General features: G+C 39.2%; 20 protein-coding genes. 15 read left to right on the top strand and 5 right to left on the bottom strand.

Annotated features, from left to right (window positions below; all coding sequences use genetic code 11):
- Positions 1-3,084, top strand: coding sequence for a hypothetical protein (locus tag EA341_RS14160; RefSeq protein ID WP_293015721.1), 3,084 nt, complete (start codon positions 1-3; stop codon positions 3,082-3,084).
- Between the two features lie 155 nt (positions 3,085-3,239).
- On the opposite strand, the gene EA341_RS14155 is transcribed toward EA341_RS14160, so the two are convergent.
- The 3 genes from EA341_RS14155 to EA341_RS14145 form a co-directional block, all read right to left on the bottom strand.
- A complete protein-coding gene (locus EA341_RS14155) occupies positions 3,240-4,004 on the bottom strand; it encodes a TIGR02757 family protein (RefSeq protein WP_293015701.1) in 765 nt (254 codons plus the stop codon).
- Positions 4,004-4,561: a hypothetical protein gene (locus EA341_RS14150; RefSeq protein WP_293015700.1), complete on the bottom strand. Its 558-nt coding sequence runs from the start codon at positions 4,559-4,561 to the stop codon at positions 4,004-4,006. Before EA341_RS14150 ends, EA341_RS14155 begins: the two co-directional genes overlap by 1 nt.
- Positions 4,562-4,690: 129 nt before the next feature.
- Complete coding sequence (locus EA341_RS14145) at positions 4,691-5,887, bottom strand: LysM peptidoglycan-binding domain-containing protein (protein WP_293015699.1); 1,197 nt, start codon at positions 5,885-5,887, stop codon at positions 4,691-4,693.
- A gap of 169 nt (positions 5,888-6,056) precedes the next feature.
- On the opposite strand from EA341_RS14145, the gene EA341_RS14140 reads away from it, so the two are divergent.
- Positions 6,057-7,415, top strand: coding sequence for an NfeD family protein (locus EA341_RS14140; protein WP_293015698.1), 1,359 nt, complete (start codon positions 6,057-6,059; stop codon positions 7,413-7,415).
- A 162-nt stretch (positions 7,416-7,577) separates the two neighbouring features.
- Here the strand turns inward: EA341_RS14140 and EA341_RS14135 are convergent, their stop codons facing one another.
- On the bottom strand, positions 7,578-9,254 hold the full coding sequence (locus EA341_RS14135) for a membrane dipeptidase (protein ID WP_293015697.1): 1,677 nt from the start codon (positions 9,252-9,254) through the stop codon (positions 7,578-7,580).
- Positions 9,255-9,460: 206 nt separating this feature from the next.
- On the opposite strand from EA341_RS14135, the gene EA341_RS14130 reads away from it, so the two are divergent.
- From EA341_RS14130 to EA341_RS14070, 13 genes are all read left to right on the top strand, one after another.
- On the top strand, positions 9,461-9,838 hold the full coding sequence (locus tag EA341_RS14130) for a cyanoglobin (RefSeq protein WP_293015696.1): 378 nt from the start codon (positions 9,461-9,463) through the stop codon (positions 9,836-9,838).
- The gene (locus EA341_RS14125) at positions 9,835-10,572 is read left to right on the top strand and encodes a 1-acyl-sn-glycerol-3-phosphate acyltransferase (RefSeq protein WP_293015695.1); all 738 of its coding nucleotides are present in this window, start codon (positions 9,835-9,837) and stop codon (positions 10,570-10,572) included. The genes EA341_RS14130 and EA341_RS14125 overlap by 4 nt, the downstream gene beginning before the upstream one ends.
- Before the next feature lie 116 nt (positions 10,573-10,688).
- Complete coding sequence (gene gatC, locus EA341_RS14120) at positions 10,689-10,976, top strand: Asp-tRNA(Asn)/Glu-tRNA(Gln) amidotransferase subunit GatC (RefSeq protein WP_293015694.1); 288 nt, start codon at positions 10,689-10,691, stop codon at positions 10,974-10,976.
- Between the two features lie 25 nt (positions 10,977-11,001).
- Entirely contained in the window at positions 11,002-13,782 is a 2,781-nt protein-coding gene (locus EA341_RS14115) for a tetratricopeptide repeat protein (RefSeq protein WP_293015693.1), read from the top strand.
- A 76-nt stretch (positions 13,783-13,858) separates the two neighbouring features.
- A complete protein-coding gene (locus EA341_RS14110; protein ID WP_293015692.1) occupies positions 13,859-14,581 on the top strand; it encodes an ABC transporter ATP-binding protein in 723 nt (240 codons plus the stop codon).
- 82 nt (positions 14,582-14,663) lie between these two features.
- The gene (locus EA341_RS14105) at positions 14,664-15,212 is read left to right on the top strand and encodes a cob(I)yrinic acid a,c-diamide adenosyltransferase (RefSeq protein WP_293015690.1); all 549 of its coding nucleotides are present in this window, start codon (positions 14,664-14,666) and stop codon (positions 15,210-15,212) included.
- 5 nt (positions 15,213-15,217) lie between these two features.
- Complete coding sequence (locus EA341_RS14100) at positions 15,218-16,285, top strand: branched-chain amino acid aminotransferase (RefSeq protein WP_293015688.1); 1,068 nt, start codon at positions 15,218-15,220, stop codon at positions 16,283-16,285.
- 165 nt (positions 16,286-16,450) lie between these two features.
- Positions 16,451-16,987: a hypothetical protein gene (locus tag EA341_RS14095; protein WP_293015686.1), complete on the top strand. Its 537-nt coding sequence runs from the start codon at positions 16,451-16,453 to the stop codon at positions 16,985-16,987.
- 62 nt (positions 16,988-17,049) lie between these two features.
- Positions 17,050-18,151, top strand: a protein-coding gene (prfB, locus tag EA341_RS14090; RefSeq protein ID WP_293015685.1) for a peptide chain release factor 2 whose coding sequence is annotated in 2 segments (ribosomal slippage) — positions 17,050-17,109 and positions 17,111-18,151 — 1,101 coding nt in all. Because the reading frame shifts where the segments join, the coding sequence is not laid out codon by codon here.
- Between the two features lie 94 nt (positions 18,152-18,245).
- Positions 18,246-19,433: an MFS transporter gene (locus EA341_RS14085; protein ID WP_293015684.1), complete on the top strand. Its 1,188-nt coding sequence runs from the start codon at positions 18,246-18,248 to the stop codon at positions 19,431-19,433.
- 238 nt (positions 19,434-19,671) lie between these two features.
- Entirely contained in the window at positions 19,672-20,907 is a 1,236-nt protein-coding gene (locus EA341_RS14080) for a hypothetical protein (protein WP_293015682.1), read from the top strand.
- A gap of 39 nt (positions 20,908-20,946) precedes the next feature.
- Positions 20,947-21,234: a hypothetical protein gene (locus EA341_RS14075; protein ID WP_293015680.1), complete on the top strand. Its 288-nt coding sequence runs from the start codon at positions 20,947-20,949 to the stop codon at positions 21,232-21,234.
- Positions 21,235-21,420: 186 nt separating this feature from the next.
- The gene (locus EA341_RS14070) at positions 21,421-22,149 is read left to right on the top strand and encodes a lysoplasmalogenase family protein (protein ID WP_293015679.1); all 729 of its coding nucleotides are present in this window, start codon (positions 21,421-21,423) and stop codon (positions 22,147-22,149) included.
- Between the two features lie 2 nt (positions 22,150-22,151).
- Here EA341_RS14070 and EA341_RS14065 read toward each other — a convergent pair whose 3' ends face one another.
- Positions 22,152-23,504 carry a M24 family metallopeptidase gene (locus EA341_RS14065; protein ID WP_293015678.1) on the bottom strand — a complete coding sequence of 451 codons (1,353 nt, stop codon included), beginning with the start codon at positions 23,502-23,504 and terminating at the stop codon, positions 22,152-22,154.
- Positions 23,505-23,515 lie beyond the last annotated feature (11 nt).

Here is a 23,515-nt window from a genome sequence, read left to right as displayed (position 1 = left end):
ATGTCCCAATTTGAAGTAATGAAAGCCAGAGCTGTAGGCCCTGCTGGCATGAGTGGCAGGATCACTGCAGTGGACGCTGTAGATGATAACCCTAATATTATTTATGCAGGATCTGCATCAGGTGGCTTATGGAAGTCCACTTCGGGTGGCATTTCTTGGACTCCTATTTTTGATGAAGAAAAAGTCCATTCGATTGGAGCTATTTCCATTTACCAAAAAAATCCAAATATCATTTGGCTGGGTACAGGTGAAGGCAACCCAAGAAACTCTCTCAATATGGGATATGGGGTTTATCGCTCTTTAGATGCCGGAAAAACCTGGGAATTGATGGGCTTGGAAAAAACCAGAGCTGTGCATAGAATCATTGTACACCCGGATGACCCAAACACGGTGTTTGTGGGAGCAATAGGATCACCATGGGGTGAACACGAAGAAAGAGGTGTCTATAAAACCACAGATGGTGGAAAAACTTGGGAAAAAATCCTTTATACAGACACGAAAACAGGTGTGGGAGAAATGATTATGGACCAAAATAACCCAAACAAGCTTTTCGTCAATATGTGGCAGCACAGGAGATATCCTTGGTTTTTTGAATCAGGTGGCCCATCATCAGGCTTATACGTGACTCATGATGGTGGAGACAATTGGAAAAAACTGGATGAGAAAAATGGATTACCGAAAGGTGAACTCGGAAGAATGGGACTTGCCATATCCAAAGCGAATAGTGAAAAGGTCTATGCATTGGTCGAATCTTCTAAAAATGCACTGTATGTTTCGAATGATGGTGGAGACAGTTTTAAAATGGTCAATGATAAACCAGAAATAGGAGACAGACCTTTTTATTACTTTGAAATCCACGCAGATCCAAAAAACCCAGACAGGCTTTACACCCTGTATTCAAGAGTGGGAATGACAGAGGATGGAGGAAGAACCTTTGAACAACTTCTTACCTATCAGGGTGTGCACCCTGACCATCATGCTTGGTACATCAACCCTCACGACCCCAACTTTATGGTGGATGGAAATGATGGGGGATTGAACATCACGAGAGATGGAGGCAAAACTTGGTATTTTGCAGAAAACATACCCGTAGGACAATGGTATCATATCAATGTAGACAATGAGCTCCCGTATAATATTTATGGAGGTCTTCAGGATAATGGAAGTTGGGTAGGACCTGCTTACGTTTGGAGAAGGGACGGTATCAGAAATACCTACTGGCAAGAAATCCAGTTTGGAGATGGCTTTGATGTGGTATCCGATCCTGAAGACTCAAGATATGGATATTCAATGTCTCAAGGAGGGAATATCACTCGTTTTGACAAGCTCACAGGACACAATAGGGTCATCAAACCTACACATCCTGACAAGGATGTTTTCCTTAGGTTCAATTGGAATGCTGCACTTGCGCAGTCCACACATGATGCCGGTACGATTTACTACGGTAGCCAGTTCCTACATAAGAGTACTGATAGGGGTGAGACTTGGGAGATCATTTCCCCTGACCTGACAACAAATGATCCAGAGAAACAAAAACAACAGGAAACAGGTGGGCTGACTTATGATATTACAGGGGCAGAAAATCACACTACAATAATTACGATTGCTCCAAGCCCAATTAATCCTGATGTCATCTGGGTAGGAACAGATGACGGCAATGTGCAGGTAACCATGGATGGTGGTAAAACCTGGAACAATACCTCATCTAAATTGACAGGCTTGCCAAAGGCCAGTTGGATTCCACAAATTCAAGCGTCCAAATATGACGCAGGTGAGGCCTGGATAATTGCCAATAATTACAGAAACAATGATTTTTCAGCTTATGCATACCGTACCAAAGATTATGGCAACAGCTACGAAAGGATTGTTGATGACTCCAAAGTTTGGGGCTATACCATTTCAATGGTTCAGGATCCAGAAGAAGCAAATCTCGTATTTCTAGGTACTGAATTTGGCCTTTATCTAAGCTTTGATGGCGCCAAAACATGGAACCAATGGAGGCATGGCTATCCTAATGCAGTATCCACTTATGACATGGTAATTCAGGAAAGAGAGGCTGACTTGGTCATAGGTACTTTTGGAAGATCCATTTATGTCCTCGACGATATCAGACCATTGAGGGCATTTGCCAAAAATCAAGGAAAAGCCCCATCTTCAATAATAACAGCAATTGAGCCATCTGATGCCTATCAAGCTGAAATCCATCAGCCACATGGCGAGAGATTCCCCGCTGACGGTAAGTATGCAGGAGAAAACAGAGCATTTGGTGGAAGGCTTCACTTTATTCTTAATGATCCCGGAAAGGAAAAGTATGATACTGTGACTGTAGCAATATTTGATTCATCAGGCGAGCAAATCAGAACACTAAAAACTATCCCAAAACATGGTGTAAACCGAATCATTTGGAACCTTGACCGTAAATCTTCTGTGGATATTCCAATGGGAAGAGGAGGAACAAGAGGAGGAAATCGATCTGGATTCAATGAGCCAAGTGGAGGGCCTGCACTGCCTGGTACCTATAAGGTAATGTTTAGTTATGGTGATGAAAGTTCAGAAACTTCCATTAATGTCAATACAGATCCTAGGATCGAAACAAGCTTAGCAGATTTACGCGCCAGAGAAACATTTGTCAAATCTGTGGAGCAATTAGGTGCAGAGGTAATGAAAGCTACAAGGCAACTTGAGGAAGCTAAGGAAACCGTTGATAAAATCCTTGCCTATACCAAGGACTTAGAGGGTGAAGAAATAAAAGCACTCAATGAAGCAGCTAAAGAAATCAAAAAGGACATTGACAAAACCAGGGAGGCCTTTTATGGCCCTACCATGGAAGGTCAGGGAATTATAAGAAATCTCTTCCCTACCACCATGAACAGGCTCTATGCACCAAGAAGCTATGCCGGCTCATCCTATTCGGCACCGGGAGCGACCGAAAAACGTCTCTTGGATCATGCTAAGGAAAGTGCTCAAGAAGCAATTGAAGTATGGAGTGGGTTTATTCAGGGAGAATGGAAGAGCTTTCAGGAAAAAGTCAAGTCGACTCCAATTGATATTTTCAAAGAAATTGAGAAAGTGGAAATCAATTAAAGTATAGGATTTCGATATTCACTCACTCATAGTTGACTTATTATCAAATAAGGAAAACTTTGATTGAAATATCCATTAATCAAAATCCCTGACTTGCTGGTCAGGGATTTTTTTATGCTCGTTTTGTATTGTTTATCGGTTAATACTTCTAAAACTTAAAACTTTTCCTCCACGCCCAGTCCAAAAAGTGCAAAGTCATATTTCACCGGATCAGCTTGGTCAAATTTTCTCAGCTCCGCAGTCAATTCCTGTGCAGTCCACCAGTCGGTTTGTTTACGGGTGATCAGTCCTAGTTTTCTACCCACTCTATCCACGTGCAGGTCACAGGGACATATCAGTTGATATGGTTTGATCTTATTCCAAATTCCAAAATCTACTCCATTTTTGTCCTTCCTTACCATCCACCTCAAAAACATATTGATACGTTTACAAGCTGCTTTTCTTTGGGGGGTTGCTACGTGCTTACGGGTTCGCTGCGGAGCATCTGACAACTGAAAAAAGAAATTATGGAAATTGGAAAGTAACGTTGCCATCACATCCTGACCATCGTGCCAACCTACAATAAATGCTTCTTCAAGACTTTTGTGATTCCTATAAAACCACGAAAAGAATGCTACAAAATATAAGGTATCAATATCATTGAAGGTCCTGTGCTTAAATGCCAATAATGGCTTTAGGTCAGTATCCTGATGGTGCATCATAAACTCATATGGAGCATTATCCATCATTTGGAAAAGCTCCAAACATTTATTGATGATAGTTTTCCTTTGGCCCCAAGCCAATGTAGCTGAAAAAAAAGCAGTAATCTCTATATCTTCTTTTTTGGAAAAGCGATGCGGGATTGAAATCGGATCCAGCTCTATAAAATCTGGTTGATTGTACTGCGCAACTTTGGCATCCAAAAATTCTTTTAAATTCATTAAAGCGCTACTTTAACTTCTCCTCCCTGTGTGCCGTCAAACCATTTGAACATCAAGTTGTTTTCTTCCCTCTCAGACAAATGCCAATCAAAACACTTAATATTAGTCAATGAATTCAAGCGGTCACTATCCGGATCATAAAGGCAAATATCAAAATCTGGCAGATCTTTTGAATCCAAAGCATTCCATTTTTCCAGTAATACACCTTCATCTATAAATCTCACTTTACCTCCGAAAATATAATCTTCCAAAACGGAAGGGACTCCATCTTTTCTTCTCAATTGGAAGCAGGTGGGTCCGAACATAATCTGCTTATGGACCTTGGCTTCAAGTAAGTTATTGGTGTTTGGAAGAATTTCCCAGCCACCTTGATACACTTTTTCTGATTCATCCGATTCAGGTCTGATCTTGGTAAGTATTTTAGACAATGCAGAAAACACGTAAGTCACACCAATAAATATTAAGCCAAAAGTAGCCAAGACAGGATATGATATTACAAACAGCGCATTCCAGATATGGCGAAAAATATGATGAAAGATGATGGAAATTTTATTCATAGGAAGCAAATACTTCTACAAAGGTAGGTGCTGGGAGTGGAATTAACAAAAGCAGGCCAAGTGTCTGCCCATGAAAAAGCCTGATCTAAAAGTATTTTGATCAGGCTTTTAAACGAATTTCATTGTACATCAATATGATATTTCTACCGGAAACCTAGAATTCACAGCTCTCAATTGATCATAAGCAGCTTTGGATAATTTGATAACCAAACGGTTGTTGTCTCCTGTGTCAGGAAGCTTCCCTACCACCCTGGCAAAAATAGTTTGATCATTTTCCTCGTTCCTTACTCTCATTATGGTACCAACTGGTGCATCTCTGTGAAGTACCAGGTATTTCTTATGGTTCCCTGTTCCTTCAATTACCTCCGCTAAACCTGTCTGCTTCACATTTTTGTATGCAGTACTTTCTTCCTCTTCCTTTTCATTACTGACTAACTCACCTTCTTTTTTCTCATTGTTGACTACAATGGGAACTGAAGAGGATACTACCGGTACTTTTGAAGATTCTGCAGGTTCTCTTCCCACTTTGAGCTTCTGACCAGCCGCAAGGTTATTTGATGAAAGTGCATTCCATGAAATGACATCATCAATTCGTGCTTCATATTTTTTGGCTATGGAAAACAAAGTTTCCCCTTGTTCTACCGTATGGGTAATCCAATCGCCTGGAAGTGCTTTAGAAGTATTTGGAGTCGCTTTTGATGCTGCGGGAGCAGGTTGGCTCGGCGATGCTGTTTGTGGAGCGGGAGTTTCCTTCTTCACTTCAGCTTTTATCTCTTCTTTTGGCTTTTCCATCGGAGGCGGACTTGTCTTGGCAGTTTCCTTGGATGTACTGCTTTGGGCAGGATTAGCGGCTGGCTGTGGGCTTGCTGCCACAGGCTCGGCAGGTTTTGTCTCTGCTGCTTTTTGATTTTTAATTACCAAAGCTTGACCTACACTCAGGTCATTTCCTTTAAGACTATTCCATTCCATAACCTCACTAACAGAGGCATTGTATCTTTTTGAAATGGCAAAAAGAGTTTCACCGGGTGCCACTTTATGTAAAGTGGAACCTTCAGGCAATGCCTCCTTTTCCACATAAGGGATTCTGACCCTCTGACCCATTTTCAATCCTTCCTGCAACTTGCTGTTGTTCTGGAGGAGATCGTTAACTGCTACTTCGTACCTTCTGGAAATCCCAAAAAGCGTCTCGCCTTGCCCGACCTCGTGGATGATAAAGGTCTTGTCACCGACCTTTTCAACACCTACTGAGTCCATGGGGACTATTTCCATGGCATTTACTTGGTAGATTGAAAGAAATGCAAAACTGAGAACCAATAATTTCTTCATAAACTTAAATGGGGTAATATTTACGCACAAATTTCAGATTAATTTTATCAATTGCAAGGAAATGAACAAGCAATAGGGAGATTGGTTTCCCTTATATGCGTATAACGGCAATCCCGAAATTAGGATATCCACGATTATTACTATATTTCAATTATCAAATCAAAATTCAATGAAGCAAGTTCTGTTAACCCTGATTTTTTCTTTTTTACTTTTACCTTTTTCACTTTTGGCTCAGGAGGCCGATAGTTTGGAATCTGGTATCAAAAAGGTCTATACTTTCAAAATAGATGACAATATTGATCCAAGAATGAATAGAAAAGTCAGGTTGGCTTTAGAGGATGCAAAAGATAAAAAAGCAGACTTGATCATTATTGAAATGGATACCTATGGTGGAGCGGTAAATGATGCTGATGACATCAGGACCATGATATTGGAGGAAAAAAAACCAATTCATGTTTGGATCAATAAAGACGCTGCTTCAGCTGGAGCCTTAATTTCCATTGCCTGTGATAGCATTTATATGGCTCCAGGAGCGAGTATTGGGGCAGCAACAGTAGTTATGGGTGGCGGAGGAGATGCTGCTCCTGACAAGTACCAATCTTACATGCGCTCCATGATGAGGAGTACCGCGGAAGCAAAAGGAAGAGATCCTAAAATTGCTGAGGCCATGGTAGATGAAAAGCTGGAAGTTGAAGGGGTAAGTGAAAAAGGCACAGTCATCACATTTTCAGTTTCTGAGGCGATCGCAAATGGATTTTCTGAAGGACAGGCGAATTCTTTAGAAGAAGTAATTGCCAAGCAGGGAATAGAAGATTTTGAACTCATTGAATACAAAACCTCAAGTGCAGAAAATATAATTGCCTTTTTCTTGAATCCGGCTGTTAGCGGGTTTTTGATACTGATTATTTTTGCCGGAATATACTTTGAAATTCAGACACCTGGGGTAGGCTTTCCTTTAGCAGCATCCATTATTGCCATAGTGTTATATTTTATACCTTATTACCTGATTGGCTTGGCTCAAAACTGGGAGATTGCAGTCTTTATTTTGGGCTGTATATTACTTTTGGTAGAGGTATTTGTACTCCCGGGTTTTGGGGTTTTTGGGATTTTGGGAATAATCGGCATACTTACAGGACTGACCTTGGGTATGGTACCCAATGATGCTTTTGATTTCACTTTTGTGCCTTCAGGAGATCTTTTTGCAGCACTCCTTACAGTCATTCTTGCTGCTGTGACAGCCATTGGACTCATATTCTTTTTTGCACCAAAAGTAAATCAATGGAGTGCATTTAGTTCTATAGCCTTGGCTTCTACCCAGAGGAGGGACGAAGGGTACACCTCTACTTCTTATGGTGATGACCTAATGGGCAAAGAAGGAATTGCACATACTAGATTGATGCCTAGTGGAAAGATAGAAATTGAAGGTGAGGTCTATGATGCTTATTCCAGAGGCGAATTCATAGATAAAGGTGAAAAAGTAAAGATCATCAGTACTGAGGGGACGTCTTTAAAGGTGAAAAAGGGATAAATAATGAGCCAATACTAATCAGCTGCTTATACTATTTGGCGGTATTTTGTCGCTTTAGTATCAATTGCGAAAACTAGAAATTTAGACCAGTTAAAACCGGTTATAAACTGGATAAAAGTTTCATTTTGGAAAGACGTGGAATCTTTATGAAAAGATAAATTTTTATAACCTACTCAACACAAAATCCCTTCCATTTTCAAAAAATATCCTATCGGCAGCGCTTCTTATAGACATACCCTGAGGAAGATCTATTTTGTTTTCTTTTAATATGCCTGGAAAATCCTTAATAAACTTTTCCCTGAGCAGGTGAATTTCAGTAGCATCTTTGGCAGAATAAATACTTTCAATCATTCCGTCATAATCGGAACCAATGCACAATACCTGACTGAGCATTTTTTCAACACCATTTCTGCTGTCCCATTGTCTTCCAAGAACCATACAGTGAAGGATATGAAAGGCAAAATGCAGAAAATGAATTTCCCTGACATTGTTGATATTCTTATTGACCAGTTTGTCCAATGCATCTGCATCGACACAATTCCTCCAAGCAAAACCGAAAGGTCTTTCGCTACGAAACCCTCTATCTTTAAACTCTTCCAAGGAGACGAAATCCGTGTCTGTCACCCAATTGATCCCTGACCAAATCCCTGCAGAACCGGTAAGGACATTATTTGTAATATGACCTGTACCTGTCTTGAATACTCCAGAATAGCCCAATACCCTTTGATCTAGAGAAATCCCAAGCAGACCATTAGAGTCAAAGATCTCCTTCACATCCTCATTGAATAAATTGATGGTACTGGCATTGAATCCAATTTGGTCATAAACTTTACCTTTTTTGTACTTAATGGGCTTCCCAAGCCTCATCCTCTGATGCCCCCCTATTTTCCGGGTTTCCAAAATATAATCTGTAAATTTCTCATCTGACTGATCAAACCAAATACCCGTCAGCCCTCCGTGTGAGCATATTATCGGAGAAGTGATACCCTCTTTTCTACGGAATTGATATAGCTCCTTCCGAGCCACCACGCTCATATGTTTGGTATCGGTCAGGATACCTCGCTCATCCAAAGCTTTTATGATTTTTTCACCTTCAGAAGTCAGTCCACAACCGGTTGGTCGAAGTTCCACTTCCCTAAAACCATTTGCGCGCATCCCATCCATGGCATATGCTTGGTTGCAAAAAATCTGATTGCTGTTATCAATATGTGTGATGTTAATGGAAATTATTTTGATGGGATTTTCTTTTAATAGCTGGTCTAGATTTTCAATGGTTTTTTCTGAATCATTTGCCAATTGACCATCCTTGAGGTCCGAAGCAAGACAATGCAGCCCCTCAACGGTGAAAACCAAATTCAATGTATCTTTTCCGTTCTGTTCATAGTCAGACTTTTTTTTGAGCAAACGATATTGCCTACCAAGGGGGTCTTTCATTTCCAACAACTTCAGATCATTTTTCACCACATTGATAGGATTGGGTTCTTTGATCAATTCCAAATACCTTTTATAATTGAGTATTCTTCCAAATCCAGCCCCTTGCTTACTTTCTAATAAATTCATAAAAACAGTCTTTTGCTGAATAGCCTTCAAGAGTCCTTTATCGGGATAAAAAAGTGCAGCCATAATAATATTATAATTGGCATTGAGCAATTGGTCAGGAGAAGACTGAGACACAAATGTTTTTTCAAACATGCCTCTCCCCAGGCATTTTTGCAAAAAACTCAACCCTTCGGAAATGTCAGCAAAGGTGATTGTTCGCCAAGGGTTGATAGGATCACTTTCCAAAGAAAACTGACTCTTCATAGTTATATGCAGGTGGGAATCGAAATACTTTTCCATAAAACACAAAATTTAAAGAGGAACAATGATTTGATGATCAATTACTTAGCCCAATCTAATTTAGTAAAAATAAGGTTTGGAGGAATGATTCAATGTGTAAAGTTTTGTTTTGAGTGAGTAAAACCTTGACCCAACTGATCAGCAATAAACAGTTGCACCGAAAATAATTACTTCCATAAAAAACAATCATTGCCTACATTCGTCGCATGAATTCTGGCGAGAGCATATTCGATACATTAGGGGAAGCAAAAATTAAAACACTTGTGACTGAATTTTATAATCAGGTAAAACAAACTCCAGACTTGAGAAAGCTATATCCCGAAAAAGATCTTTCAGGTGCAGAAGAAAGGCTATTCCTTTTTTTGCTTCATGTCTTTGGAGGACCACATACTTACCTGGAAAAAAGAGGACATCCTATGCTGAGAAGAAGGCACTTTCAATGGTCCATTGATGGGCAAATGCGTAACTTATGGCTCAATTGTATGTTCAAAGCGATGGACAGCATTGACATTGACCCTAATGTAAGAGAAGCAATGATGTCCTATTTTATCAAAGTAGCCAATCATATGATAAACAAAGAATGATAATACTGCGCAGGCTATATACCATTTACGCAGGACTGATGTTTTTGCTTACTTTCATCCTTCTCTTCCCAGTATTTGTCATTTGCATCTGGATCCCACATTGGGAAGCTTATGGAAGAAAAGTCAACCAATTTTGGGCAAAAGCTTATTTCACCTTGATTTTTCTTCCCATCAAAATTGAAGGAAAAGAACATATCAAAAAAGGACAGCCATATGTGTACGCTGCCAATCACTTCTCCTATATAGACATTGCCATGAGCGGTTTTCTGCCAGGAGATGTCGTTTATATTGGAAAAAGCTCTATCCGAAAGATCCCACTTTTTGGATACTATTTCAGCAAGTTACACATCGCAGTCAACCGTTCGAGTTTGAAAAGCCGGGGAGAGGTTCTTATAAGGGCGAAAAAATACATCAGCAAAGGAAGCAGCATTGTGATATATCCTGAAGGGGGTATTACAACAACTTCTGCTCCTATCATGAGCAAATTCAAAGATGGGGCATTTACCTTGGCTATAGAGAAACAAATCCCCTTGATTCCTGTCACCTTATCATATAATCATTTAATTTTGCCTGATGACGGGAAATTACTCTTGAACTTCAAAAAAGGAAAAATCGTAATTCACCATCCTATAAATACGCAGGGAATGACTTCAAAGCAGCTTGCTGAACTGAAGCAAAAATGCCATGACACCATACAAGAGCAACTCTTAAAGGATAATACAATAATCCCCTAAAGAAGACGTAAGAGATATGGAATTGATCATAATAAATCTTTCTTTGCAAATAATCAGATAGCTCCGAAAGTAATCGGGTAAGTATGCTACCCCTAGATTAAAAAAATAAAAATAAGATGAAAATAGATTTAGATACTGTTAAAAAAATGGCTCATTTATCCAGATTGGAATTTGATGAAGCTGGAGCAGAAAAAATAAAGAATGACATGACCCAAATTCTAGATTGGGTAGAGCAACTAAATGAAGTAGATACGGAAGATATTGAACCGTTAACCACTATGTCCTCAGAAGTAAATGTGTTGCGTGAAGATGAAGTAGGAGAACACCTTACTCGTGAGCAGGCACTTTCCAATGCACCACAAAAAGACTCGGACTACATCAGGGTTCCTAAAGTTCTTGAATAACCGTAAAAAACAACCATTCCTATAAATGGATAAAATCTTATTTAGAGGCCTCCCTATTGCGTTTGCGACTTTAGGAGGCCTTTTCTCCTTATTTGCCTTTTTCTTTTGGGATCAAGGTGCTTTACCGATAGTTCCGGGGATTTTTACGGAAGCCACTGAAGTACCCCTTGATTTGATTCAATTAGGTTACGAGCTTATACCTTTACAATTGGACAACTTTTTGGTGTTCCAAAACTTTGAATCTTTACCTCCTTCTGCTTTTCCCAGCATCAGTATTTTATATGGTGCTCTGGTTTGGATATTATTCAATTTGACTCTGGCAATTGTATCCGATCTGCAAAAAATGTATTTCATAGGTGCATCTGGTTTGTTGATTTTCATCTTGACATTCAGTGGTATCAACGGGTTGAATATCGGCGGAATTTCTAGTAATTATGCTTTGATTGCCTTAATTGTAGGAACAATTGTTCCTGTTGTCATAATTTCCTTTTTTGCTGCGCATTGGTCTTTGGCGTTCCGTTTTGGATTAATTTTCCTCTGCAGTTCTTCAACATTATTTTTGTTGATCACGTTTTCTGACATTGCCCAACCTGCACTTTGGTTGAGCGAAAACTCCAATATACCTGCTGCCATTATCGCTGCATTGTTTCTATTACATATAGGCAATGCCTTCATCACTGGTATCTCAGTTTTTTTGATCAAACTGAACAAAGGCACTTCCCTGAAAATCACATGGCATATACTTATTGTTTTCGTTCTTTATTTTTTGCTAGTACTCTTTACCCTACTGGATATCATGGGAGAGGTCAACCTCCCCTTCCCTACTTTACCGCCAATTCTGCTGATGTTTATATCAGGTATCATGGGTTATTTTGTGCTTAAGCTAAAGCTCAGTCAAACAGATACTGGTTTTGGGCACCCTGACCTGGCACTAAGCCTTTACCTGGTTTCTTTTGCAATTACTTTATTGACCTGGGGGAAAGCCGGTTTTTCAGAAAACCAGCCTCTTTATGAATTCTTCAACCACTTCTTTCTTTACGGTCAAATAGCGTTGACCCTACTGTTTTTCATCTATCTGATGTCTAATTTTTCACAGGTACTCAACTCAGGAACAGATGTAGAGAAAATACTCTTTAAGCCACAGTTTTTTGCTTATTTTCATATGAAAATAGGATCCATCATGGCATTGGTGATTTTGGTGGTTTTTGCTGATGCTGTCATTGCCATACAGCTTTCTTCGGCAAGTACCAATATCAATGCAGAATACTATTACCAAACAGGTAAACCCTTAGAAGCTGCCATTTTGTATGAAAACAGCTGGGAACAATTTAGAAGAAATAAAAAAGCAAAGAATGCCGCAGCCCATTTGAGGTTCCAGTTGAGGGAGCCAAATTTGGCCATGGAAAACCTTTATGAGGCTTTCGATGCAGCGCCGACCATTCCAAACACCCTGTTGCTCAGTTCAAGGCTACATCAGATGGACAGGGTATTTGATGCGGTATTCTACCTTGAAAAAGCACTGGAAATCTATCCGGAAAACCCTTATCTAATAAACAATCTTGCACTTCTTTATTCTAAATTAAACAGGCCTCTTGATGCTATCGCTTCAATGCAGTCCATCTCCGACAATCATCCTGTTGCTGAGGCCAATGCCCTTGGACTGGAGGTCAAACATGGCCTTTTCTATGAAGAAATTGAAGCCAGCTCAACAGAAGAAATCTACCGGCTAAATTATCTGGTGTATGCCAATAAAAGAGGAGATTATGCTCCCTTTCACTTGGACATTGCTGATCTTCCTGAGAATTTCCACCTCAAAACCTCCACCCTCAGAAATCAGTGGAGTAATCAGGTAAAAAGCCCTATTGAGCAGGATTTGGTTTTATTGGACAGTCTCATCGCTAGGCAACAAATGAGTTTTGAGGAAAGAAATTTTAAAGAGTCACGTCTTTTAAGGACTTTTCAAGAAGGTATGGTAAATGAAAGTCTTAAAAATCTGAATGGGATGGCAATGGCTTATCCCAATTCAGCTGGATACTATCATGCCCTAGCAGCACAGATTTTGGCTGGGCAATGGGACTTAGAAAAGTCCGCTATAGATATATTGGTGGCGGTTGAAAAAGGATTCGAAAATTTACAGCCATATCATCTTGCTATCCTATATTATGGTGGAAAGCCTGTAGAAGCTGTAGGTTTTCAGAACAATTTTGAAATTGCCTTCCCGGAATGGATGCGTTGGGATGAAAATGGAAAGCTGGGAAATAACGAACAAACCGAGTTTTTTGAGATGATCGCCAAGTTTCATGTTTCGCTTCCTGAAACCATCATAGACGACTTTGGGAAGATTGAAAATCCAACCCTCAAAGCACAATATGCCCGTGCTATAATGACGCACAAGCTACATTGGCTAGAAAAATCTGCTTTTGAAAAAATACTTCCTACGCTTGCAGATGCTCTCTCGGGGGTTTTCGATACTTCAGATTTACAAAGCTGGTACAACTTTATTCATAAAAATGGAAGCCTATCTTCCAAAGTTGCTGAGATCATTATGCCTCAAGCGGGACTCACGAGGAATGCATATATGGCTCCGTTGGTTTGGAAAAAATTTCAGGAAACTGATGAAGATATGCTTCGCTATGAGATTCTTCAAGAAGCCATCCAATTCAACAAAGACCCGAAAATCTGGTTGCATTTTGTAAAACAAAGCAGGAAAATGGGATTGGACAATTACGCCAGTAACGCTTTGCAAACCATGCAAGGATGGCTCAATACCGATCAAATAGAAAAACTTCAGATGGAGAACCTATAATACCTTCCGTCGTAAATACTTTAATTCCTTTTAGCTTTAATTACTTTTACCTTAACTTGTTCTCAAATTCTCGAGCATGAAAAAAATCATAGAAACCACAGACATTCAAAAGACTTATGTGATGGGCAGTGAAAAAGTGAGGGCACTTAAATCTGTTTCCATTGATATCAATAAAGGTGAATATGTAGCCTTTATGGGTCCATCGGGTTCCGGAAAATCCACTTTGATGAACATTATTGGTTGTTTGGATACGCCAACTGCAGGAACGTATATCCTCAATAATAAGGATGTCAGTGATATGTCGGAGAATGAACTCGCAGAAATACGAAACAAGGAAATTGGCTTTGTTTTTCAGACTTTTAACCTTTTGCCAAGAGCAAGCTGCCTTGAAAATGTGGCACTTCCGCTGATATACGCCGGGTATGGAAAAAGCGAGCGGGAAGAAATGGCTTTTAAATCATTGGACAGTGTAGGACTTGGAGACCGAGTCCATCATAAACCCAATGAATTGTCAGGGGGGCAGCGCCAACGTGTGGCTATTGCAAGAGCATTGGTGAATAATCCCAGTATTATATTGGCTGATGAACCTACAGGAAACTTAGACACCAAGACATCATATGATATCATGGAGCTTTTCCATGAACTACATCAAAAAGGCAACACCATCATTATGGTAACCCATGAAGACGATATTGCTCATTATGCGCATAGAATCGTAAGGCTGAGAGACGGGCTTGTAGAAACAGACACTATCAATCCAAATCCTACGAGAGGCAAAATGATTGCTGTAACTGAATAGGCACTCATTACGGTTTTTGCAAATAGATTGCTATTTTTGCGCCTGAATTACTTCTTAAATTTCCTTTCCGGGAAAATAAACTATGAAAATTTACACTAAAACAGGCGATACGGGTAAAACCTCTCTTTTAGGAGGTAAAAGGGTTTCGAAGGCTGATCTAAGGATAGATGCTTACGGCACTGTGGATGAACTCAATAGCTTTATAGGCTTACTTCGAGATCAGGAAATCAATCAAAAAAGGGAAGTTCTATTAAAAGAAGTTCAGGATCGCCTTTTCACCATTGGTGCTACCTTGGCAACAGAACCAGGCAAGAAAAATATAAAACGTCCCGACATCCATGAGGAAGATCTGGAGCTGTTGGAGAAAGAAATTGATTTGATGGAGTCCAAATTACCCCAGTTGAGACATTTTATTTTACCTGGAGGACACCCTGTAGTTTCTTACTGTCACATAGCCAGAACAGTCTGCAGAAGGACAGAACGATGCGTGATTGATTTGATGGAATTTGAAGAAGTAGATGAAATCATTGTAAAATATTTAAACAGACTTTCAGACTATCTTTTTGTGTTGGGAAGGCTTATTGGCCAAGAGCTTGGAGTAGAAGAAGTCACATGGAAGCCAAGAATTTAAACTTTATGAAAACAACATTGCAGATAGATATCAAAAAAGTAGAAAAGTCAAGGCTGTCTGAGACTGATTTTGACAATCTTGTATTTGGTCAAAGCATAAGTGACCACATGTTTGTAGCTGATTATGTCAATGGAGAGTGGACCGATTTGAGAATTGAGCCATATGCACCATTGCAACTCAATCCAGCCAACGCTACTTTACATTACGGTCAGTCCATTTTTGAAGGAATGAAAGCCTACAAAAATGTAGAAGGAGAAATATTGCTTTTCAGGCCTGATGCCAATCAAAAGAGGTTGAATGAATCTGCAGAGAGAATGTGTATCCCAGAAGTTCCTGAAGAAATATTTATGGAGGGGTTATTTCAGCTTCTTGACTTAGATAGAGATTGGGTCCCATCTAAGGCGGGTGCCTCTCTGTATATACGACCCTTCGTGTTTGCCACAGATGACTACTTGGGCGTGAGGCCCTCACAGAAATATAAGTTTATGATTTTCACCTGCCCGGTTGGAAATTATTACTCCAAGCCAGTGAGTGTGAAAGTAGAAACCAAATACACACGAGCAATTGAAGGAGGAACTGGTTTTGCAAAAGCAGCTGGAAATTACGCGGGGTCACTTTACCCTGCGTTATTGGCCCAAAAAGAAGGATTTGACCAATTACTCTGGACAGATGGAAAAAAACATGAACATATAGAGGAAAGTGGAACCATGAACGTCATGTTTGTGATTGACAATACTCTGATAACTGCACCCGTAAATACAGGAACCATCCTTAAAGGTATTACCCGAGACTCTGTCCTTACATTAGCCAAAGAAAGTGGAAAAAATGTTGAGGAGCGTTTCCTGAAAGTCGACGAATTGGAAAATGCGCTTAAGGAAGGTAGACTTCAGGAGGCCTTTGGGACAGGTACCGCCGCTACTATTGCACATATTGCCAAAATCAATGTAAATGGAAAAGATTATATTCTTCCGGAAAAATCCGATACTGCTTTTTCATACCAAGTGCTGAGAAAATTGGACGCGATCAAGTATGGCCTTGAGTCCGACACATATGGCTGGATTCAGAAGGTATGAGTGTAAAATCATATTCACGAAATCGATGATATAACGAACCTTAAAAAGGTAAGAAAACGGATACATTAAAAAAATATAACATATAAAACAGAAAGGCCGTTCTCCAAAGGACGGCCTTTTAAATTACCGCACTCCTACAAGCTTTCATACCATCTTGTCTTCTTTATGAAATCACTTCAATTCAAAATTTTTACCCTTTTTTTCTGTGTATTCACCTTGGTCAATTTTCAATCCGAGGTTAGTGCACAGGAAGTTTCAGAAAAATTTATTTTACTGAAGAGGGGAATAAAGCAGAAAAACCAGATCAAATACCGTGTGGGGGATCTTTTTATTTATAAAATAAGCGATTTTGACTTTTTCTTAGAAGACGTAATTGTAGATATACAGAAGGACATTATTGTATTGAAAGAAAACATCCTCAAACCTGAAGATATCCTTGAAGTCAATATCCTTGAAAAAGATGAGCGCAATCAAACGCTTCGCAACATTTCTCAACTGGGAATGGGAGGTGGCATCGTATTCTTGACCGGTTTTACTTTATCAAGTTTGATACAAGAAGGGAATTTCAGCCAATTAGGAAGCTCTTGGCCATTACCGGCAGCACTTTTTGGCGCAGGACTGGCCATGTCCTTTGTCAGGTACAAAACATTTAGACATAAAGGAAGAAATAAAATCCAACTTATTATTCTTTATGAGGAATGAAAAGGAATAGGTTAAGACCAATATTTTACCGAATTTCGCAACTCAAAAAAACAAAATAAATTATGACATCAGACCAGTTGAAAGACTTGAAAGCCCGCGTTTCGGCTTTGAGGAGGTATCTTTGACTACGATAAGAAGAAAGCTGAAATAGAAGATTTAGAGGCTGTATCAGCTCAGCCCGATTTTTGGAACAACCCTGACGAAGCGGAAAAATCTATGAAGCAAATCCAGATGAGAAAAGGCTGGACAAGTGCTTATGAATCCGTTGAAACTCAAATTCAAGACTTAGAAGTCTTGTATGATTTCTATAACATGGATGAGGTTTCAGAAGAAGAAATCAAATCCGAATACAAAAAAACCCTAGAAGCAGTAGAAGACCTGGAGTTGAAAAAAATGCTTGGCGAAGAAGAGGATCAACTCAATGCCATGCTTGAAATCAATCCCGGTGCAGGTGGAACAGAAAGTAATGACTGGGCATCCATCTTGATGAGAATGTATATCATGTGGGGAGAGAAAAACGGTTATAAAGTCCGTGAAGTTGACTTACAGGAAGGCGAAGTTGCCGGAATTAAATCCGTGACATTGGAATTTGAAGGTCCATTAGCTTACGGGTTCCTAAAATCAGAATCCGGTGTACACAGGCTTGTAAGAATTTCGCCATTCGACAGTAATGGGAGAAGACATACTTCTTTTGCTTCTGTATATGCATATCCTGTAGTGGATGATTCTATTGAAATTGAAATCAATCCATCAGATGTGGAGCTGCACACTTCCAGGTCTGGAGGTGCGGGAGGACAAAATGTAAACAAGGTTGAAACCAAGGTACAGTTGACCCATAAACCAACAGGCATCGTAGTTGTCTGTCAGATAGAAAGATCTCAGCTTGCCAACAGGGAAAAAGCAATGCAGATGTTGAAATCTAGGCTTTATCAACTTGAAATGGAAAAGAGGAATGCTGAAAGGGCAAAGATCGAATCCGGAAAAATGAAGATTGACTTTGGTTCCCAGATCAGAAACTACGTACTACATCCATACAAATTGGTAAAGGATGCCAGAACAGGTCATGAAACCTCTGATGCTCAAAGTGTCTTAGATGGCGGATTAGGTGAATTCATCAAAGCTTACCTTCTAGCTCAAAGCGAAAAAGAAGCAAGTAAAGACTAATGACTATAAGATTTCCAGAACTTTGGCTCTGGGAATCTTTTTTTATACAGCAGTTATGTAAAGAACTGATTTATATGCCCCGATCAAAAGCTTCATGAAACTGCTCCCTCCTTTTTTCAATTTGAACTTCTTTGTACTCTGTCTGAGTTCCTTTTTGTTCTTTGCGAGCTTCAATATGATTATCCCTGAATTGCCTGCTTACCTGACATCCTTGGGTGGTGAGGATTATAAAGGTTTAATTATTGCACTTTTCACATTGACAGCTGGGCTTTCCAGGCCTTTCAGTGGTAAATTAGCAGATAAAATTGGCAGAATCCCTGTTATGGTAGTTGGCGCGGCTATTTGCTTTGTGGTAAGCTTGTTGTACCCCATAATCACCTCTGTAGCCGGATTTCTCTTCTTGAGATTCGTTCACGGATTTTCCACAGGCTTCACTCCTACCGGTACTTCTGCTTATGTCGCGGATATAGTTCCTTTCAACCGTCGCGGAGAAGCTATGGGTATCCAGTCTCTATTTGGTTCATTAGGAATGGCAGCTGGTCCTGCACTAGGTGGGTATATTGCCAGTATATGGGGAATTCAACCTTTATTTTATACTTCAGCAGGTTTCTCAATTCTTTCCATATTGGTCATCATCAGGCTGAAAGAAACCGTAACTGATAAAGAAAAAATGAACATCCGTCTTTTCAAATTGAATAGACATGAAATTATAGAAAAAAGAGTATTGGTGCCCTCCTTGGTACTTTTGTTAACGGTGTTTTCATTTGGAACAGTACTGACAATTATACCGGATTATTCAGAATACTTGGGTATTAAAAACAAAGGACTTTTCTTTGCTGTATTCACACTTTCATCACTTGGCATCAGGATAATCGCCGGAAAAACCTCAGATAGATACGGGAGAATTCCAGTAATGAAAGCTGCAACGCTCTCTATGGCCATAGCAATGTTTGTCATCGCTTTTGCGCAGACCAAGGGGATGTTACTTTTCGGAGGAGTAATTTTCGGTGCTTCTGTTGGGATGAACTCTCCTACAATTTCTGCATGGACGATAGATTTATCATTGGATGCTTTTAGAGGTAGGGCTTTGGCTACCATGTATATTGCCTTGGAAGCTGGAATAGGTATTGGGGCCCTCGTATCGGGCTATGTCTTTGCCAATAAATCCGAAAATTTCCCAATGGTATTCAGCATAGCAGCAGTTTCTTCAATTTTTGCATTTTTTTATCTTTTCACCCTACCCAAACAACAAAAATATCTTGTTCCAGAAGACAAGAATTAATGAAGAATTCACATGTAAAAGGTAAATGGTTTACCAAAAATCCTTTTCTTTCAGAAAAGAAAATACCTGGATACATTTCAAAAAAGCCATATTTATATAAAAGGTATTACCGAAACTAACCCAAAAATTTGGGTTTGAATAACTGATTACTTGAATGTAAAATGTTTTCTTCGAACAGTTACCCAAAATGCAACGTAATTTATAGGAAAAATATAATATCTGCATCTATAAAATAAATATGAAAAGTGTTGAAATCTTTTTAGCCATTTTTATCATACCCCTTTTTGGAATTTGCCAAGATTTTGAAACCAGGTTTACTACTGATATAGATCGGTCTGGAGAAAATTACAGCGTATATGAGGTTGGCCAAAAAATCGTAGGAATTCGAAGTACAAGGAAAAAGATTATCAGCAACAATAGAGAGGGTGAATTTTTCATCTTAAATGAAGAACTTCAGCCTGAAACCCAAATCACTTTTCCCATGCCGGACCATCAGGAATTTCAATGGGCAGATATTTCCGGGCCAGAACTTGTCTTGTTAAGTCATTATTCTTTAAAGGTCATCCAATCTACCATAGATGAGCTGACTATAATATCCATCAATTCAGAGTCAGGACAATTAAGTGTAATACCTTTTAGAAGCTCAGAACTGTCTGAAGTTACCGATTTTCATTCTTTCGGAATGAATAGCCTAGTGCTTGGGCGCAATGCAGCTGGATTGATGCTACAATCTGTAGACCACCTTCAACCGGAAAACATTAATCGAAAATTACTATTTGACAATTCTTTCGAGGTGCTATCAGCCAATAAGCAGAATGATGCAAAAAGTCTTATTGTATTGGCACGAAAGAAAGATGCACAGCAAAATGACTTGTTACATATGGTTACGGTATCACCAAAAGGTGAAATCATTGAAAAAGGTACCTTTGACCTACTTGAGGATAAACGAACCAATTACAGAACCCTATTAGCTACTGATTTTAAAGGAGATAAGGTTTACTCAGGTGTTTTTGGACCCCGTAACAATTACCATAGTTCTGGTCTGATTAATATATTTATCAATGAGTTTGAAGAATTCTCACTTTGGAGAAGCTATTTGAATGATTTGCCTGGATTTTTTGATGAACATGACAGTACCATTCCCTTTGGTAAGAAAAAGAGGATGGACAGAAGGATAAAAACAGGAAGAATTCCATATTTGAAGGAGACCCTGGAACTTTGGGGTCTGGAAACTTCAGAGAACGGTGTTTGGCATCATTTCGAGCAGTTTGGCTCTCAACTCAAAAGCGAATCCGATTATCAAAGAAGTTTTATTGAAAGTTTTACGAAAAAGAATAAATATTTTCCTGGCAATAGATTCTCGAGAGAATTGCCCCTAGTTCCGGGTGCATATAAAGATAGGACAAGGCCATACCGACTCAGTTGCGAGTATATAGCCTATGCTGCCCATTTAATACATTTAAACGAGATGTAGGAGATCATTCATTACCACCGAATTCCTTTATCAGCCACGATGCAATTTTTACCTACCGCTTCAGGAGCACTTTCTCAAGATCAGGATAAAGTCATTTATGCCTATTTTGACGGAAAAGATATTCTTTGTTCTTATTTTGAAAATGAAAAAACAAAATACCTAAATAAAAAAATTCCTTTTGATCATGATCAGAAAACTGTTGAGTTGAGCAGTATAAAAGTTCATTTCGATCAAAATGGGAAATTATTAGTATCTGGAAAGGGAAGGTTGAAAGATGAAGAAGGAACAAGAAAAACTGCATTTTTTATTGAGCGGTATAGCTTTTAGTTTTTTATATGAATGGCGGTGCCATCACGTATTGAAATAATCATAAAACAAAACCTACTAATTAAATAAGAAAAAAAAATTGCGAAAATTATTATTTCCCTAAAGTCCAACTGAAACTTTACTGAAAATCAACATTTTAATTTCCAATCTTTCAGATTATTTTAGTCATCTACATTTTGTAAAGCCATGTTGAGTTGGAAAGAATATTTGGTCAAAATCTACTTTTTATTTATACTAAGTAGTATTACTTTTTTGTTACTTGATCAACAGGGTCTCTTCTTTGCATCTAAGTTTTTTATACTTCCCACTTTGATGGTATTGATTTTTAAATGTTTTCAGCGGTCAAATCATAAATTGATTCCAATTTTACTTGTAGCTACGTTTTTCTCTTTTTTAGGAGATGTTCTAATAATAATTGAAGACGAAAATTTCTTTAAGATGATTAGCCTCAGTAGTTTTCTGGTAGCGCAGGTTGGGTATGCTTATATGTTTATGACATCTCATAAATACAATAAAAAAGAAGTCTCTAGTGACAAAATTAAAAGATGGCCGGAAATTGCCGCTATTTTAATAATCGGAGCATTGGTATGGATTGTCACGCCAGAAATGGAAGAATTTTTCCTCTTAGGCATCATATATGGTATAATTGCATGCTTCAGTATGGTTTTAGCGCTGGATAGGAGGTTTTATGTCTCTCGAAAAAGCTATTTTACAGTTCTTTATGGACTTATACTTTTTTATCTCAGTGATATCTTAGCAGGATTAGACCTGGAATTGACCAATCAATTTATTCACATATTAATTATCCTTTCATTTGCCTTCGGCCACTATTTGATTGTGAGTGGTATTTTTCTACAAGTGAGGGAGGATACTTCAAAAAAAGAGGCATCCGATTTGGATGCCTTTATCAAATGAATTTAATTTTTCAAGTAAAATTGATTTCTTGGAATTGGCATGATTTCACTTTGCCGACCATTGAAGTATATCACTTTCTCTCCATCGTAGAAAGCACCTTCTTCAAGCATTACTCTTACGTCTTTGTTCCATTCTTCCACAAAAACTACAGCATTTAATTCTATGGCATATGCGGTATTGGGGTACAAAGGGTAATCCCCGGCCCCAGGCGTATCACCCTGATTATCCCACATACCTATAGTTGGTCCAGAAGCGTGGCCATGAGTGCCAAGAGGATGTGAGTAAATACTTCCTTTTATTCCTTCTTGATCCATGATTTTTCTCGTCTCTCTAAGAATTTCGTTACCTGTACGTCCTGTTTTAAACTGAGAGGTAAGTATATCCTGCAACCTGTTTCCAACTTTAAAAGCATCTACCAAATATTTGGGAACTTCATTTTCTCCAGGTTTAAGTACATAAGCCAACTGTTGGGTATCTGTATTGAGGCGGAGGTAGGTAATGCCAAAATCAATATGTAACAAATCCCCCGGCATGATCACTTCGCTATCTGCATTCACTGCGAATGACCTAAGATGCTCCTTAGAACTCTCATCTGCTCTTTGGATATCCACCGTAGGATGAAACCAAGTATCCAATTTCAGTTCCTTTATCCTTTCTCTGTACCACCACTGCACGTCTGCTGTAGTAGTGACACCTGGAGTGATCACTGATTCGGAAAGCCCTTCTTGTATGATGCTGTTTGCTAAAGATTGAATATGTCGGTAGGTCGCCATTTCCGAAGGTGTTCTAGTCTCCAGCCACCCCACTGATAATTTCTCCGCAGATGTGATTTTATCATGAAAATCATCAGGTAGCACTTTCATCAAGTTGTTGTATTCTGTTAAGTTCAAGCCATCAGCATGTCCATAATTATCAGAAATATTCAAGCCTATTTTTGACGGATTTTTCTCCACAATCAGGTCTTTCAGTGCTTTCCATTGGTCAGGTTGAGCTTCAGGGTCCCATGCTTTTTTAAAAGCTTCTCCAACATCATATCGGGCTACTGCATAAGTTTCCACCTTGTTGGAACCAGGAGCTTTATAAATAACCAACATGGTTCTCCTTCTTGCAGCATGCCAAGTTCCCGGCAAGAAAGTCCGAATCACAGGATCCTCGTTGTATTCCCTCGAGATCAATACCCACATATCCAGTTCTGCCCTATCCATCAACTCGGGAAGTAGGGTTTCAATCCTTTCGTTCAGCCACTGGTCCACGACTGTCGCCTGTTGTCTCTGGGTCAATACATTGTGTTTTTGAGCAAAAGCCAGTTCTGCTAAACAGAAGAGACATAAGGTAATCAATGTTATTTTTTTCATTTACAGTTTAG

Origin of the sequence: Mongoliibacter sp., assembly GCF_007692705.1 — a bacterium.
GTDB lineage: Bacteria > Bacteroidota > Bacteroidia > Cytophagales > Cyclobacteriaceae > Mongoliibacter.
This window is presented reverse-complemented; position numbering and strand designations above follow the sequence as displayed.

Excerpts from the sequence above, each read along its gene's own strand:
- EA341_RS14160 (WP_293015721.1), top strand. The coding sequence starts at position 1 with ATGTCCCAATTTGAAGTAATGAAAGCCAGAGCTGTAGGCCCTGCTGGC.
- EA341_RS14155 (WP_293015701.1), bottom strand. The coding sequence starts at position 4,004 with ATGAATTTAAAAGAATTTTTGGATGCCAAAGTTGCGCAGTACAATCAA.
- EA341_RS14150 (WP_293015700.1), bottom strand. The coding sequence starts at position 4,561 with ATGAATAAAATTTCCATCATCTTTCATCATATTTTTCGCCATATCTGG.
- EA341_RS14145 (WP_293015699.1), bottom strand. The coding sequence starts at position 5,887 with ATGAAGAAATTATTGGTTCTCAGTTTTGCATTTCTTTCAATCTACCAA.
- EA341_RS14140 (WP_293015698.1), top strand. The coding sequence starts at position 6,057 with ATGAAGCAAGTTCTGTTAACCCTGATTTTTTCTTTTTTACTTTTACCT.
- EA341_RS14135 (WP_293015697.1), bottom strand. The coding sequence starts at position 9,254 with ATGGAAAAGTATTTCGATTCCCACCTGCATATAACTATGAAGAGTCAG.
- EA341_RS14130 (WP_293015696.1), top strand. The coding sequence starts at position 9,461 with ATGAATTCTGGCGAGAGCATATTCGATACATTAGGGGAAGCAAAAATT.
- EA341_RS14125 (WP_293015695.1), top strand. The coding sequence starts at position 9,835 with ATGATAATACTGCGCAGGCTATATACCATTTACGCAGGACTGATGTTT.
- gatC (WP_293015694.1), top strand. The coding sequence starts at position 10,689 with ATGAAAATAGATTTAGATACTGTTAAAAAAATGGCTCATTTATCCAGA.
- EA341_RS14115 (WP_293015693.1), top strand. The coding sequence starts at position 11,002 with ATGGATAAAATCTTATTTAGAGGCCTCCCTATTGCGTTTGCGACTTTA.
- EA341_RS14110 (WP_293015692.1), top strand. The coding sequence starts at position 13,859 with ATGAAAAAAATCATAGAAACCACAGACATTCAAAAGACTTATGTGATG.
- EA341_RS14105 (WP_293015690.1), top strand. The coding sequence starts at position 14,664 with ATGAAAATTTACACTAAAACAGGCGATACGGGTAAAACCTCTCTTTTA.
- EA341_RS14100 (WP_293015688.1), top strand. The coding sequence starts at position 15,218 with ATGAAAACAACATTGCAGATAGATATCAAAAAAGTAGAAAAGTCAAGG.
- EA341_RS14095 (WP_293015686.1), top strand. The coding sequence starts at position 16,451 with ATGAAATCACTTCAATTCAAAATTTTTACCCTTTTTTTCTGTGTATTC.
- EA341_RS14085 (WP_293015684.1), top strand. The coding sequence starts at position 18,246 with ATGAAACTGCTCCCTCCTTTTTTCAATTTGAACTTCTTTGTACTCTGT.
- EA341_RS14080 (WP_293015682.1), top strand. The coding sequence starts at position 19,672 with ATGAAAAGTGTTGAAATCTTTTTAGCCATTTTTATCATACCCCTTTTT.
- EA341_RS14075 (WP_293015680.1), top strand. The coding sequence starts at position 20,947 with ATGCAATTTTTACCTACCGCTTCAGGAGCACTTTCTCAAGATCAGGAT.
- EA341_RS14070 (WP_293015679.1), top strand. The coding sequence starts at position 21,421 with ATGTTGAGTTGGAAAGAATATTTGGTCAAAATCTACTTTTTATTTATA.
- EA341_RS14065 (WP_293015678.1), bottom strand. The coding sequence starts at position 23,504 with ATGAAAAAAATAACATTGATTACCTTATGTCTCTTCTGTTTAGCAGAA.